Source organism: Bacillus sp. PAMC28571 (assembly GCF_014250435.1).
Classification (GTDB): Bacteria; Bacillota; Bacilli; order Bacillales; family Bacillaceae; genus Bacillus; species Bacillus safensis.
The window spans coordinates 600,710-614,473 of the sequence record NZ_CP060191.1 but is presented as its reverse complement, the minus strand read 5'-3'; the positions used below and the strand labels follow the sequence as shown (position 1 = coordinate 614,473).

8 protein-coding genes, 12 tRNA genes and 3 rRNA genes are annotated in these 13,764 nt (G+C 46.2%); 3 read left to right on the top strand and 20 right to left on the bottom strand.

Annotated features, from left to right (window positions below):
• Window position 1: 1 nt before the first annotated feature.
• The 16 genes from H7F25_RS02740 to H7F25_RS02665 all read right to left on the bottom strand — a co-directional run bounded on the left by H7F25_RS02740 (window position 2) and on the right by H7F25_RS02665 (window position 7,183).
• Window positions 2-73: transfer RNA gene (locus H7F25_RS02740), tRNA-Gln, on the bottom strand.
• Between the two features lie 9 nt (window positions 74-82).
• Window positions 83-158: transfer RNA gene (locus H7F25_RS02735), tRNA-His, on the bottom strand.
• A gap of 29 nt (window positions 159-187) precedes the next feature.
• Window positions 188-261: transfer RNA gene (locus tag H7F25_RS02730), tRNA-Trp, on the bottom strand.
• A gap of 14 nt (window positions 262-275) precedes the next feature.
• Window positions 276-360, bottom strand: a tRNA-Tyr gene (locus H7F25_RS02725).
• Window positions 361-375: 15 nt separating this feature from the next.
• A tRNA-Thr gene (locus H7F25_RS02720) sits at window positions 376-448 on the bottom strand.
• Between the two features lie 6 nt (window positions 449-454).
• A tRNA-Phe gene (locus H7F25_RS02715) sits at window positions 455-530 on the bottom strand.
• 18 nt (window positions 531-548) lie between these two features.
• Window positions 549-625 (bottom strand) — tRNA-Asp (locus tag H7F25_RS02710).
• A 4-nt stretch (window positions 626-629) separates the two neighbouring features.
• Window positions 630-706, bottom strand: a tRNA-Met gene (locus H7F25_RS02705).
• Between the two features lie 15 nt (window positions 707-721).
• Window positions 722-797: transfer RNA gene (locus H7F25_RS02700), tRNA-Val, on the bottom strand.
• 33 nt (window positions 798-830) lie between these two features.
• Window positions 831-905 (bottom strand) — tRNA-Glu (locus H7F25_RS02695).
• A gap of 17 nt (window positions 906-922) precedes the next feature.
• A tRNA-Ser gene (locus H7F25_RS02690) sits at window positions 923-1,013 on the bottom strand.
• A gap of 4 nt (window positions 1,014-1,017) precedes the next feature.
• A tRNA-Asn gene (locus H7F25_RS02685) sits at window positions 1,018-1,092 on the bottom strand.
• Between the two features lie 9 nt (window positions 1,093-1,101).
• Window positions 1,102-1,217, bottom strand: a 5S ribosomal RNA gene (gene rrf / locus H7F25_RS02680).
• Between the two features lie 109 nt (window positions 1,218-1,326).
• A 23S ribosomal RNA gene (locus tag H7F25_RS02675) occupies window positions 1,327-4,257 on the bottom strand.
• Window positions 4,258-4,439: 182 nt separating this feature from the next.
• Window positions 4,440-5,988: ribosomal RNA gene (locus tag H7F25_RS02670) — 16S ribosomal RNA — on the bottom strand.
• Together the 16S, 23S and 5S rRNA genes with 12 tRNA genes alongside form the textbook arrangement of a ribosomal RNA operon.
• 316 nt (window positions 5,989-6,304) lie before the next feature.
• Window positions 6,305-7,183, bottom strand: coding sequence for a nucleotidyltransferase-like protein (locus H7F25_RS02665; protein WP_024425790.1), 879 nt, complete (start codon window positions 7,181-7,183; stop codon window positions 6,305-6,307).
• A 189-nt stretch (window positions 7,184-7,372) separates the two neighbouring features.
• Here H7F25_RS02665 and H7F25_RS02660 point away from each other — a divergent pair, with 189 nt between their 5' ends.
• Entirely contained in the window at window positions 7,373-7,720 is a 348-nt protein-coding gene (locus H7F25_RS02660) for a YgzB family protein (protein ID WP_024425201.1), read from the top strand.
• 36 nt (window positions 7,721-7,756) lie between these two features.
• Here the strand turns inward: H7F25_RS02660 and perR are convergent, their stop codons facing one another.
• Window positions 7,757-8,194: a peroxide-responsive transcriptional repressor PerR gene (perR, locus tag H7F25_RS02655; protein WP_012009347.1), complete on the bottom strand. Its 438-nt coding sequence runs from the start codon at window positions 8,192-8,194 to the stop codon at window positions 7,757-7,759.
• A gap of 157 nt (window positions 8,195-8,351) precedes the next feature.
• Window positions 8,352-8,819: a thioredoxin-dependent thiol peroxidase gene (gene bcp, locus H7F25_RS02650; RefSeq protein ID WP_073204419.1), complete on the bottom strand. Its 468-nt coding sequence runs from the start codon at window positions 8,817-8,819 to the stop codon at window positions 8,352-8,354.
• 129 nt (window positions 8,820-8,948) lie between these two features.
• Between bcp and H7F25_RS02645 the strand changes: the two genes are divergently transcribed.
• On the top strand, window positions 8,949-10,244 hold the full coding sequence (locus tag H7F25_RS02645) for a glutamate-1-semialdehyde 2,1-aminomutase (RefSeq protein ID WP_073204417.1): 1,296 nt from the start codon (window positions 8,949-8,951) through the stop codon (window positions 10,242-10,244).
• Between the two features lie 248 nt (window positions 10,245-10,492).
• Window positions 10,493-11,566, top strand: a complete 1,074-nt coding sequence (locus tag H7F25_RS02640) for an FUSC family protein (protein WP_024425203.1) — start codon at window positions 10,493-10,495, stop codon at window positions 11,564-11,566.
• Window positions 11,567-11,794: 228 nt separating this feature from the next.
• Here H7F25_RS02640 and H7F25_RS02635 read toward each other — a convergent pair whose 3' ends face one another.
• Together H7F25_RS02635 and H7F25_RS02630 are read right to left on the bottom strand one after the other, a co-directional pair.
• Window positions 11,795-12,691 (bottom strand): ABC transporter permease, encoded by an 897-nt coding sequence (locus H7F25_RS02635; RefSeq protein WP_073204415.1) that lies wholly within the window; start codon window positions 12,689-12,691, stop codon window positions 11,795-11,797.
• Between the two features lie 17 nt (window positions 12,692-12,708).
• Entirely contained in the window at window positions 12,709-13,710 is a 1,002-nt protein-coding gene (locus H7F25_RS02630) for an ABC transporter permease (protein WP_024425205.1), read from the bottom strand.
• Between the last annotated feature and the right edge of the window lie 54 nt (window positions 13,711-13,764).

The window sequence follows — 13,764 nt, the reverse complement described above, 5'->3', positions numbered from 1 at the left end:
ACTGGGCTAGCTGGATTCGAACCAACGCATGACGGAGTCAAAGTCCGTTGCCTTACCGCTTGGCTATAGCCCAATAATAAAATGGGGCGATTGATGGGAATCGAACCCACGAGTGCCAGAGCCACAATCTGGTGCGTTAACCACTTCGCCACAACCGCCATAGATGTAATGAATTATAAAATATAATTGGCAGGGGCAGTAGGAATCGAACCCACACCGGAGGTTTTGGAGACCTCTGTTCTACCGTTAAACTATGCCCCTATGAAAACAAAAAATGGTGGAGGGGGGCGGATTCGAACCGCCGAACCCGGAGGGAGCGGATTTACAGTCCGCCGCGTTTAGCCACTTCGCTACCCCTCCACTTTTGAAAAACAGTGCCGGCAAGAGGACTTGAACCCCCAACCTACTGATTACAAGTCAGTTGCTCTACCAGTTGAGCTACACCGGCAAATAGTGGTGGCTCGGGACGGAATCGAACCGCCGACACACGGATTTTCAGTCCGTTGCTCTACCAACTGAGCTACCGAGCCAAGTATTCTTTTGAAAAATGGCGGTCCGGACGGGACTCGAACCCGCGACCTCCTGCGTGACAGGCAGGCATTCTAACCAACTGAACTACCGGACCATTTTGGTTGCGGGGGCAGGATTTGAACCTGCGACCTTCGGGTTATGAGCCCGACGAGCTACCGAACTGCTCCACCCCGCGACGATATAAAAGATATGGTGGAGGATGACGGGCTCGAACCGCCGACCCTCTGCTTGTAAGGCAGATGCTCTCCCAGCTGAGCTAATCCTCCGAATAAAAAATGCTGGTGTGTATTCTATAAAAATGGTGACCCGTACGGGATTCGAACCCGTGTTACCGCCGTGAAAGGGCGGTGTCTTAACCGCTTGACCAACGGGCCCTTTATTATGTAAATTGTGGCGGAGAGCAAGGGATTCGAACCCTTGAGACGGGGTTACCGCCTACACGATTTCCAATCGTGCTCCTTCGGCCACTCGGACAGCTCTCCAAATTGGCTCCGCAGGTAGGATTCGAACCTACGACCGATCGGTTAACAGCCGATAGCTCTACCACTGAGCTACTGCGGAATGAAGAAAGCCTGGCGATGTCCTACTCTCACAGGGGGAAACCCCCAACTACCATCGGCGCTGAAGAGCTTAACTTCCGTGTTCGGTATGGGAACGGGTGTGACCTCTTCGCCATCATCACCAGACAATTTAGTGACAAAAGATATTATACTATGTATTGAAAATAAATCAAGAGATATTTTAAAAATGTTCTCTCAAAACTAGATAACAATGTTCATGCTTCACAATAGAATATAGGTTAAGTCCTCGATCTATTAGTATCTGTCAGCTCCACGTGTCACCACGCTTCCACCTCAGACCTATCAACCTGATCATCTTTCAGGGATCTTACTTCCTTGCGGAATGGGAAATCTCATCTTGAGGGGGGCTTCATGCTTAGATGCTTTCAGCACTTATCCCGTCCGCACATAGCTACCCAGCGATGCCCTTGGCAGAACAACTGGTACACCAGCGGTGCGTCCATCCCGGTCCTCTCGTACTAAGGACAGCTCCTCTCAAATTTCCTGCGCCCGCGACGGATAGGGACCGAACTGTCTCACGACGTTCTGAACCCAGCTCGCGTACCGCTTTAATGGGCGAACAGCCCAACCCTTGGGACCGACTACAGCCCCAGGATGCGATGAGCCGACATCGAGGTGCCAAACCTCCCCGTCGATGTGGACTCTTGGGGGAGATAAGCCTGTTATCCCCGGGGTAGCTTTTATCCGTTGAGCGATGGCCCTTCCATGCGGAACCACCGGATCACTAAGCCCGACTTTCGTCCCTGCTCGACTTGTAGGTCTCGCAGTCAAGCTCCCTTGTGCCTTTACACTCTGCGAATGATTTCCAACCATTCTGAGGGAACCTTTGGGCGCCTCCGTTACATTTTAGGAGGCGACCGCCCCAGTCAAACTGCCCACCTGACACTGTCTCCCTGCCCGATAAGGGCAGCGGGTTAGAAGGTCAATACAGCCAGGGTAGTATCCCACCGATGCCTCCACCGAAGCTAGCGCTCCGGTTTCCAAGGCTCCTACCTATCCTGTACAAGCTGTACCAACATTCAATATCAGGCTGCAGTAAAGCTCCACGGGGTCTTTCCGTCCTGTCGCGGGTAACCTGCATCTTCACAGGTACTATAATTTCACCGAGTCTCTCGTTGAGACAGTGCCCAGATCGTTGCGCCTTTCGTGCGGGTCGGAACTTACCCGACAAGGAATTTCGCTACCTTAGGACCGTTATAGTTACGGCCGCCGTTTACTGGGGCTTCAATTCGCACCTTCGCTTACGCTAAGCGCTCCTCTTAACCTTCCAGCACCGGGCAGGCGTCAGCCCCTATACTTCGCCTTACGGCTTCGCAGAGACCTGTGTTTTTGCTAAACAGTCGCCTGGGCCTATTCACTGCGGCTTCTCGGGGCTTTAACACCCTAAGAAGCACCCCTTCTCCCGAAGTTACGGGGTCATTTTGCCGAGTTCCTTAACGAGAGTTCTCTCGATCACCTTAGGATTCTCTCCTCGCCTACCTGTGTCGGTTTGCGGTACGGGCACCTCTCACCTCGCTAGAGGCTTTTCTTGGCAGTGTGGAATCAGGAACTTCGCTACTAAATTTCGCTCGCCATCACAGCTCAGCCTTTACGGGAAACGGATTTGCCTATTTCCCAGCCTAACTGCTTGGACGCGGATATCCAATACCGCGCTTACCCTATCCTCCTGCGTCCCCCCATTGCTCAAATGGTGAGGAGGTGGTACAGGAATATCAACCTGTTGTCCATCGCCTACGCCTTTCGGCCTCGGCTTAGGTCCCGACTAACCCTGAGCGGACGAGCCTTCCTCAGGAAACCTTAGGCATTCGGTGGACGGGATTCTCACCCGTCTTTCGCTACTCATACCGGCATTCTCACTTCTAAGCGCTCCACCAGTCCTTCCAGTCTGGCTTCACAGCCCTTAGAACGCTCTCCTACCACTGTTCGTAAGAACAGTCCGCAGCTTCGGTGATACGTTTAGCCCCGGTACATTTTCGGCGCAGAGTCACTCGACCAGTGAGCTATTACGCACTCTTTAAATGGTGGCTGCTTCTAAGCCAACATCCTGGTTGTCTAAGCAACTCCACATCCTTTTCCACTTAACGTATACTTTGGGACCTTAGCTGGCGGTCTGGGCTGTTTCCCTTTCGACTACGGATCTTATCACTCGCAGTCTGACTCCCAAGGATAAGTCATCGGCATTCGGAGTTTGACTGAATTCGGTAACCCGGTAGGGGCCCCTAGTCCAATCAGTGCTCTACCTCCGAGACTCTTACCTTGAGGCTAGCCCTAAAGCTATTTCGGAGAGAACCAGCTATCTCCAGGTTCGATTGGCATTTCACCCCTACCCACACCTCATCCCCGCACTTTTCAACGTGCGTGGGTTCGGGCCTCCATTCAGTGTTACCTGAACTTCACCCTGGACATGGGTAGATCACCTGGTTTCGGGTCTACGACCACGTACTCATGCGCCCTATTCAGACTCGCTTTCGCTGCGGCTCCGCATCTTCTGCTTAACCTTGCACGGGATCGTAACTCGCCGGTTCATTCTACAAAAGGCACGCCATCACCCGTTAACGGGCTCTGACTACTTGTAGGCACACGGTTTCAGGATCTATTTCACTCCCCTTCCGGGGTGCTTTTCACCTTTCCCTCACGGTACTGGTTCACTATCGGTCACTAGGGAGTATTTAGCCTTTGGAGATGGTCCTCCCGGATTCCGACGGAATTTCACGTGTTCCGCCGTACTCAGGATCCACTCTGGAGAGAATGACATTTCAGTTACAGGGCTGTTACCTTCTTTGGCGGGCCTTTCCAGACCTCTTCGCTTATATCATTCCTTTGTAACTCCGTATAGAGTGTCCTACAACCCCAAGAGGCAAGCCTCTTGGTTTGGGCTGTTCCCGTTTCGCTCGCCGCTACTCAGGGAATCGCATTTGCTTTCTCTTCCTCCGGGTACTTAGATGTTTCAGTTCCCCGGGTATGCCTTCTCATACTCTATGTATTCAAGTATGGATACTACTCCATTACGAGTAGTGGGTTTCCCCATTCGGAAATCTCCGGATCAAAGCTTGCTTACAGCTCCCCGAAGCATATCGGTGTTCGTCCCGTCCTTCATCGGCTCCTAGTGCCAAGGCATCCACCGTGCGCCCTTTCTAACTTAACCATTTCTTACTTTAGAAAGAATCACTATGTGTGATGAACTTTGCATTGCATTCAATGTGAATGTATTACTTATTGTTATCTAGTTTTCAAAGAACAATCCTGTCTCGCTAGAGACATGTTTTGAAGGAATGATCCTTCAAAACTAAACAAGACGAAAACGCACGCTGCTCCATATATCCTTAGAAAGGAGGTGATCCAGCCGCACCTTCCGATACGGCTACCTTGTTACGACTTCACCCCAATCATCTGCCCCACCTTCGGCGGCTGGCTCCATAAAGGTTACCTCACCGACTTCGGGTGTTGCAAACTCTCGTGGTGTGACGGGCGGTGTGTACAAGGCCCGGGAACGTATTCACCGCGGCATGCTGATCCGCGATTACTAGCGATTCCAGCTTCACGCAGTCGAGTTGCAGACTGCGATCCGAACTGAGAACAGATTTATGGGATTGGCTAAACCTTGCGGTCTTGCAGCCCTTTGTTCTGTCCATTGTAGCACGTGTGTAGCCCAGGTCATAAGGGGCATGATGATTTGACGTCATCCCCACCTTCCTCCGGTTTGTCACCGGCAGTCACCTTAGAGTGCCCAACTGAATGCTGGCAACTAAGATCAAGGGTTGCGCTCGTTGCGGGACTTAACCCAACATCTCACGACACGAGCTGACGACAACCATGCACCACCTGTCACTCTGTCCCCGAAGGGAAAGCCCTATCTCTAGGGTTGTCAGAGGATGTCAAGACCTGGTAAGGTTCTTCGCGTTGCTTCGAATTAAACCACATGCTCCACCGCTTGTGCGGGCCCCCGTCAATTCCTTTGAGTTTCAGTCTTGCGACCGTACTCCCCAGGCGGAGTGCTTAATGCGTTAGCTGCAGCACTAAGGGGCGGAAACCCCCTAACACTTAGCACTCATCGTTTACGGCGTGGACTACCAGGGTATCTAATCCTGTTCGCTCCCCACGCTTTCGCTCCTCAGCGTCAGTTACAGACCAGAGAGTCGCCTTCGCCACTGGTGTTCCTCCACATCTCTACGCATTTCACCGCTACACGTGGAATTCCACTCTCCTCTTCTGCACTCAAGTTTCCCAGTTTCCAATGACCCTCCCCGGTTGAGCCGGGGGCTTTCACATCAGACTTAAGAAACCGCCTGCGAGCCCTTTACGCCCAATAATTCCGGACAACGCTTGCCACCTACGTATTACCGCGGCTGCTGGCACGTAGTTAGCCGTGGCTTTCTGGTTAGGTACCGTCAAGGTGCGAGCAGTTACTCTCGCACTTGTTCTTCCCTAACAACAGAGCTTTACGATCCGAAAACCTTCATCACTCACGCGGCGTTGCTCCGTCAGACTTTCGTCCATTGCGGAAGATTCCCTACTGCTGCCTCCCGTAGGAGTCTGGGCCGTGTCTCAGTCCCAGTGTGGCCGATCACCCTCTCAGGTCGGCTACGCATCGTCGCCTTGGTGAGCCATTACCCCACCAACTAGCTAATGCGCCGCGGGTCCATCTGTAAGTGACAGCCGAAACCGTCTTTCATCCTTGAACCATGCGGTTCAAGGAACTATCCGGTATTAGCTCCGGTTTCCCGGAGTTATCCCAGTCTTACAGGCAGGTTACCCACGTGTTACTCACCCGTCCGCCGCTAACATCCGGGAGCAAGCTCCCTTTTGTCCGCTCGACTTGCATGTATTAGGCACGCCGCCAGCGTTCGTCCTGAGCCAGGATCAAACTCTCCGAGGTATGCAGGATGCATATCACACATGCGTTGCTACACGATGTAGCGAACTTAGCATGTGATCACTTCCTGCCTCGCCAGTTTGACTGACTACCTATGAAGTATCATAGGATTTTTTTATAAAAACTCGAATTAACAGGTACGTTTTGTCTTGTTTAGTTTTCAAAGATCATGTTCGTTATCGCTCAGAGGCGACTTTCTTAATATAACATTTGAGCACCGTGTGCGTCAAGCGTTTTTTAGAATTTCTTTTTGTCAGCTTTTCTTTCAAAGCAACTCAGTTGCTCGTTAGCGACGTTTAATAATATACCATCATAATATTCATGCGTCAATATCTTTTTTCACAAAATATCCTCGATGATAGATTTTTTGTCCCTTTGTCTCAATCGGCTCCACTTGAACAATTCCTTTTTCCACAAAGAAATCAATCATAACGCTAAGGTCAGGCGTGAAATACTTTAGATCAGGGTGTGCAAGAAGCTCACCAAAAAGCCATATATCCTTCTGTTCCATGACATGACGCAAATGAGCGGCACCAATTTCTGCTTTTGAATGGATCAAAAAATCATTTGCTAAAAATAAAAGTTCCAAACGTTTATGCAGGCTTTCATGGCTTTCAATCAGTTCTGAATAAAGTTTGTATACTTCCGGCTCCATATGACGCACTTGGTTCCAAACGGTCACTTCTGGGTGGAAGCCTTTATCAATTACTTCAATACGTGCTAAGTGATGCAGGGCATGCACAATGGAATTATATGCATCAAGGAATTGATTTGACTCAAAAAATGCTTTTCCTTCTATATATCTGCGAATGAGCTTGCCATATTCTAAACCGATTTTGAGTTTGCGGTTTGAAAACGGGAATGTACTTAGTTCATCAATTAAGTTGAAGATATATTCATTTCGATCAAACAGGACTTTGCCATTCAAAATCCAATCGATGATTCGGCGGTTAGTACCGAGGGTAATCCATTCCTTCAGTTGATCATCTGTGACAACATTTAAGGAAGCAGTTTGGTGATCGGATTCATAGTGCTTGATAAATAACGGCTCTTCCGCTTCTTTTACGATGACTAAAAGTGCTGCATCAAAGTTATCCGTCTCAGAAGATACTTTATGTCTTCTTTCTACTATAATCACAGCTAATGTGTCTGGATGGCTTGCTCTCTCTTGATAAATAGGACGGAGAAGATTTTCCATAGTGATTCCTCCAATACTCGGGTGTAAAGTTCTTCTCTAATGCTATGTATTTCTCCTCATAGAATCAAAATTCCTTCAATACATGAAAAAAGATCATTGAATCATTATAAGCAATTTATTCACAAAACTCTATAACTAATTCAAACAGAAAGGTAAAATGTGCTATATTGGAGATAAGGGGGACTAGGGATGGCGAAATACTCCAGTAAGATTAATAAAATCAGAACATTTGCACTTAGTTTGGTTTTTGTTGGCTTTCTGATCATGTATATCGGTGTGTTCTTCAAGGAATCGATCTGGCTGTCGACTTTCTTTATGCTGCTTGGCGTCTTATCGATTGGATTAAGTACAGCTGTTTACTTTTGGATTGGTATGCTTTCTACGAAGGCAGTACGTGTCGTTTGTCCAGGCTGTGAGAAGGAAACAAAAGTGCTTGGGCGGGTGGACATGTGCATGCATTGCAGAGAGCCGCTTACACTTGATCCAGCATTAGAAGGTAAAGAGTTTGATGAATCCTACAATCGAAAAAAGTCATAAAAATAAGCTGACCATTTAACCGGTCAGCTTTTTTCATTAATGATTTTCTTTTTTCGCACATTCTTGACAAGTTCCATAGATCTCCAAGCGATGATGACTGACTTTAAAGCCCGTCACATGGGATGCAAGCTGTTCAACTTCATCAAGGCCAGGATAGTGAAAATCTACGATTTTTCCGCAGTTTTCACAAATCGCATGGTAGTGGTCAGATGTCGCAAAATCAAATCGGCTTGAGGAATCACCATACGTTAATTCCTTTACTAATCCAGATTCCCGGAAGACTCGTAAATTGTTGTAAACCGTTGCGACACTCATGTTTGGAAATTTTCCTTCAAGTGCTTTATATATATCGTCCGCGGTTGGGTGAGTCATAGAATTTACGAGAAACTCCAAGATGGCATGGCGCTGCGGAGTAATTCGAACACCGGTTTCTTTTAGAGCATCTAAAGCGTCTTTTAGTTCGTGAGCAGCCATTTCATCATGCACCTCTCTTCAAAAATATTCTTATATTATAATCTTTATAAATAGTGTACCCCCAGAGCCGAAACTTTGTCAATTACAATCCTCTTTTTTACCTATTCTTCTTTACAAAAAAGATCGGCATGACTGCCGATCTCATCCTGTGAGGATATTAAGCGTGAGCTTTCAATTCCTCAAGCGCTTCCTCTACGTGGTCTTTCACCTTTACTTTTCGCCATTCTTTCACAAGCGTGCCTTCTTTATTAATTAGAAACGTTGAACGCTCGATTCCCATATATTCTTTGCCAAAGTTCTTTTTCAGCTTCCATACGCCAAAGGCTTCAGACAATTTCTGTTCATCGTCTACAAGAAGCATAAACGGTAAATCATGTTTTTCTTTAAACTTTTGGTGCTTGTCTTGACTGTCTGGGCTTACACCGATAATGACAGCATCTAATTCTGCAAAGCTTTGATGGCGGTCGCGGAAATCACATGCTTCTGTTGTACAGCCTGGTGTCATATCTTTTGGATAGAAATAAAGAACAATATGTTTTCCTTTAAAATCAGAAAGTTTTACTTTCTCCCCGTTGTCACCGGTTAATTCAATGTCAGGTACTTGCTGCCCTACTTCGATTGTCATGACACAATCCCTCCAACCTATTTTTTAATTAGCCTATCCAATTTTGAAAGGATATTCAACTAAGGACGCTTGCATCGGCATGTTAAAATAATGATAGACGACGTGATACGTTGAGATAGGAGGCTATTTATGAAATTCACAGAATCAGAAAAATTACATCAAGAGGCGCTGGAGCACATTGTTGGAGGTGTCAACAGCCCGTCTCGTTCATATAAAGCAGTAGGCGGAGGTTCACCCGTTGCGATGGAAAGAGGAGAAGGCGCTTATTTTTGGGATGTTGACGGAAACCGCTATATCGATTACCTGGCAGCATACGGTCCAATTATTACAGGACACGCCCACCCTCATATTACAAAAGCCATCACGAAAGCGGCTGAAACAGGTGTCCTTTACGGAACACCAACGAAACATGAAGTCACTTTTGCTAAAATCCTGAAGGAAGCCATGCCTGCTTTGGACAAAGTTCGTTTTGTCAATTCAGGTACAGAAGCGGTGATGACAACGATTCGAGTGGCACGCGCATATACAGGCAGAACAAAAATCATTAAGTTTGCCGGATGCTATCACGGCCACTCTGATCTTGTGCTAGTGGCAGCAGGCTCTGGTCCTTCCACTTTAGGAACACCTGATTCTGCGGGCGTACCAAAAAGTATCGCTAATGAAGTCATTACCGTTCCATTTAATGATATTGACAGCTATAAAGAAGCATTAGATCGCTGGGGTGATGAAGTAGCAGCTGTCCTTGTCGAGCCAATTGTCGGGAACTTCGGCATCGTAGAGCCTAAGGACGGTTTCTTGCAGCAGGTCAATGACCTCACACATGAAAAAGGCGCACTGGTAATTTATGATGAAGTCATTACCGCTTTCCGCTTTATGTATGGCGGTGCACAGGACTTGCTTCAAGTAAAACCGGACCTTACTGCATTAGGAAAAATTATTGGCGGCGGACTTCCTATCGGCGCTTACGGCGGTAAAAAAGAAATTATGGAACAAGTTGCCCCGCTTGGACCAGCCTATCAAGCTGGCACAATGGCAGGAAATCCTGCATCCATTCTTTCAGGTATTGCCTGCTTGGAAGTGTTAAAAGAAGACGGTGTTTACGAGCGTCTTGATCAGCTTGGCGCTATGTTAGAAGAAGGCATTTTAGCCCATGCCAAAAAGCATCAAGTAGATATTACAGTGAATCGCTTAAAAGGAGCGCTCACAATTTATTTCACAACAGAAACGATTGTGAACTACGAGCAGGCTGAAAATACTGATGGCGAAATGTTTGCCCGTTTCTTCAAATTAATGCTCGCCCAAGGCATTAACCTCGCTCCTTCTAAATATGAAGCTTGGTTCTTAACGATCGCACATACTGAAAAAGATATTTCTGAGACGCTAAAAGCAGTAGATCATGCATTTGCACAGCTAAAACAATCATAATGAAGTCCAAAAACAGGCGTAAAAACATGCGCCTGTTTTTTTATTGACCAACTCTTGTTTGTCAAAAGCGTGCGAATCTGTTACATTTCTTCTCAATACCTTCTTTAGATGTTTTCATGAACTTTCAAAAATCACTTGAATATTTCGGAAGACCGCTGTATATTACTTAGTTGTTTCATCAAAATATGAATGATAAATGACGAGTGATCATCTATTATCGAAAAGAAAGGAATGCAGGGACAAAACCAATGAAACTTGGAGCCCGTATTTTAAAAACTGGTATTGCCATTGTACTCGCGCTTTACCTGGCAACATGGCTTGGGTTGCCAACGCCCGTCTTCGCGGGAATTGCAGCTGTATTTGCTATCCAGCCATCAATTTATCGATCTTTTTTAACCATTGTTGATCAAGTGCAAGCCAATATTATTGGAGCAGCGCTTGCCATTACGTTCGGTCTGCTTTTTGGCACAGGACCAGTCATTATCGGTTTAACCGCCGTCATGGTCATCGCCATTAATTTAAAGCTGAAGATTGAACACACAATTCCAATTGCACTTGTAACAGTCATCGCGATTTTAGAAAGTGCAGGGGATCATTTCCTTTCCTTTGCCTTAATTCGAACAGCTACTGTGGTGTTAGGGGTTCTCTCTTCATTTTTAGTGAATTTAATCTTCCTGCCGCCAAAGTATGAAACAAAGCTTGTTCATCACATTATGGAAAATACGGAGGAGATTTTAAAATGGATTCGTCTGACCTCCAGACAGTCTACTGATCATTCCACATTAAAGGATGACATCGATCAAATAAAAGAACGCATGATCAAATTAGATCATATTTACTTGTTATACAAAGAGGAACGAAGCTATTTAAAGAAAACCACCTATGTCAAATCAAGAAAGCTTGTTTTGTTCAGGCAGGCCATTATGACTTCAAATCGTGCTCTGTATTTGCTGAAAAAGCTTCATAAATTAGAAAATGAGATTCATTTGATGCCAGAGCATTTCAGGGAAAGCTTAACGGATGAAATTGATTATTTACTGTATTGGCATGAGCGCACCTTGATGAAATTCGTCGGAAAAATGAAACCGCAGGACGATGAATTTCAAAATGAATGCTCTCTTCGCCTTGAGACGTTAACGAAATCATTTATTCAGCATCAGCAAAACCAAGAAAATGACCTGCTCGATTACAACATGCTGAATGTCATGTCCAGCATCATCGAATACCGTGATGAATTAGAGCATTTAGATACATTGATTACAAGCTTCCAGACGTATCACCCAAAAGATAGTGAAATTGAGACAGAAGAAAAAGAAGCATAAACAGAAAAGACCGATTCCTAGAATCGGTCTTAAATTGTTGACAAAGAGCTAAAATGATCTTGATTTTAGCTCTTTGTCTTCTTTTCAGCGTGACTTGAAAACCTTTGCAGTCTAGGAAGAACGAGTACCGGAGCGGAGCGAATTGAGTATTCGTGAGCACCGGCACGCAGGACTGACACTTAATGCGAGGGTTTGCCCGCGCGCTGAGACCGATTCTGAGAATCGGTCTTATTTTATTTTCTTCATTTTAGGATCTAATGTGTCTCTTAATCCATCCCCCATCAGGTTAAAGCCTAAAACAGTCAGCATGATCGCTATTCCTGGGAAGAATAATGTCCAAGGGGCTTGAACGAGATAAGGCCTCGCATCGGCGAGCATTTTCCCCCATTCTGGACTTGGCGCCTGTGCCCCCAATCCTAAAAAGCCTAAAGCGGCTGCCTCAATAATTGCCGTTCCGATCGCTAGCGTTGCCTGTACGATGACCGGCACCATACTATTTGGCAGGATGTGGCGCAGAACGATGCGGCGGTGTGACATCCCCACCGCCTTTGCTGCCAGCACGTATTCTTCTTGTTTAATACTCAGCACTTTTGAACGAACGAGCCGTCCAAAGGTTGGGACATTAATAATCGCAATGGCAATAAGGGCATTTTGTAAGGAGGGGCCTAGGATGGAGACAATAGCAATCGCTAATAGAATGCTAGGAAAAGCAAGTAAAATATCAAACAATCTGGAGATCACAGCATCTAACACTCTTCCGCCATAGCCTGCTATCAATCCAAGCAGTGTACCTAAAATGACAGACCCGAGGACCGAGAAAAAACCGACCCATAAGGAAATCCGTGCTCCATGCACAACTCTTGAAAATATATCTCTGCCGAAATCATCCGTACCAAACCAGTGTGCAGCTGAAGGGGCACTAAATCGCTCACCGAGTGATTGTTCATTGATTCCATAAGGAGCAATGAGCGGCGCAAAGATCGCTAGGATCAGAAATAAAAAAACAATCACACTACCAATGACCGCCAGCTTATGCTGAAAGAACTGCTTCATTGATTCAAGAATCAATGATTGAGAGCGTTCATCTTTTGGCTGAGGTAGTTCAAGTTCTTTTTGTGCTTCCATATTGTCACTCTCCCTCCCTAATATTTAATCCTTGGATCAATGACCGCATACAAGATGTCCACAATGAAATTGATCAGGACAAATATAAGCGCAACGACGAGAATACCTGTTTGAATGACTGGGTAATCACGATAACTGATGGCGTCATATATATACCGCCCAATTCCCGGCCAAGCAAAAATGGTTTCTGTTAAAATCGCTCCACCAAGCAAGAGTCCTGTCTGAAGACCAATAATCGTCAAGATCGGAATGAGCGCATTTTTCAGGCCATGCTGATAAATGATAAAAAATGAACGTACTCCTTTTGCTTTTGCTGTTCGAATAAAGTCGGAATGAAGCACTTCCAGCATACTTGCCCTTGTAATTCTCGCAATAATCGCAGCAGGAATTGTGGCGAGTGCTGTACTTGGTAAGATCAAATGCTTGATGCTGTCAGCGAATTGATCAAACCGGCCTTGTAAAAGCGTGTCCAGTGTATGAATATACGTAATCGATTCGACTGGATTCCTTACGTCTTCTCGGCCCGTTGTCGGCAAAATACCTAATTCGATCGAGAACAGCCACTGCCCCATTAAGCCTAACCAGAAAATTGGCATGGACACTCCGATGAGTGCAATAAACATCGCGGCATAATCAAAGAAGGAATGCTTAAACCAAGCACTAATGATTCCGGCATTCACTCCCACGACAATCGCCAGCACCATGGCAAAAAAGGTCAATTCTAACGTCGCAAATAAGTAAGGCTTCATTTCCTGGGCAATAGCCGCTCCTGTTCGAATGGAAGTCCCTAAATCCCCTTTTAAAAGGCCAAGCATATAATGACCGTATTGAACGTACCATGGCTGATCTAAACCGAGCTGGATCGTTAATTGTTCTACAGCCTCTTTCGTTGCCCGCTGTCCTAAGATGACCTGCGCTGGATTTCCAGGTATAAAACGAATAATTGAAAACACGACCAATGTCATTCCGATCAGTACTGGGATGAGCATTCCTGCCCGCTTCATACAATAAGCAAACAAACAGCTTTCACCGCCTTTATCTTTGTTTGATAAGGGAGATACATGATCTCCCTT

Excerpts from the sequence above, each read along its gene's own strand:
- H7F25_RS02645 (WP_073204417.1), top strand. The coding sequence starts at position 8,949 with ATGAAATTCACAGAATCAGAAAAATTACATCAAGAGGCGCTGGAGCAC.
- H7F25_RS02665 (WP_024425790.1), bottom strand. The coding sequence starts at position 7,183 with ATGGAAAATCTTCTCCGTCCTATTTATCAAGAGAGAGCAAGCCATCCA.
- H7F25_RS02635 (WP_073204415.1), bottom strand. The coding sequence starts at position 12,691 with ATGGAAGCACAAAAAGAACTTGAACTACCTCAGCCAAAAGATGAACGC.
- H7F25_RS02640 (WP_024425203.1), top strand. The coding sequence starts at position 10,493 with ATGAAACTTGGAGCCCGTATTTTAAAAACTGGTATTGCCATTGTACTC.
- perR (WP_012009347.1), bottom strand. The coding sequence starts at position 8,194 with ATGGCTGCTCACGAACTAAAAGACGCTTTAGATGCTCTAAAAGAAACC.
- bcp (WP_073204419.1), bottom strand. The coding sequence starts at position 8,819 with ATGACAATCGAAGTAGGGCAGCAAGTACCTGACATTGAATTAACCGGT.
- H7F25_RS02660 (WP_024425201.1), top strand. The coding sequence starts at position 7,373 with ATGGCGAAATACTCCAGTAAGATTAATAAAATCAGAACATTTGCACTT.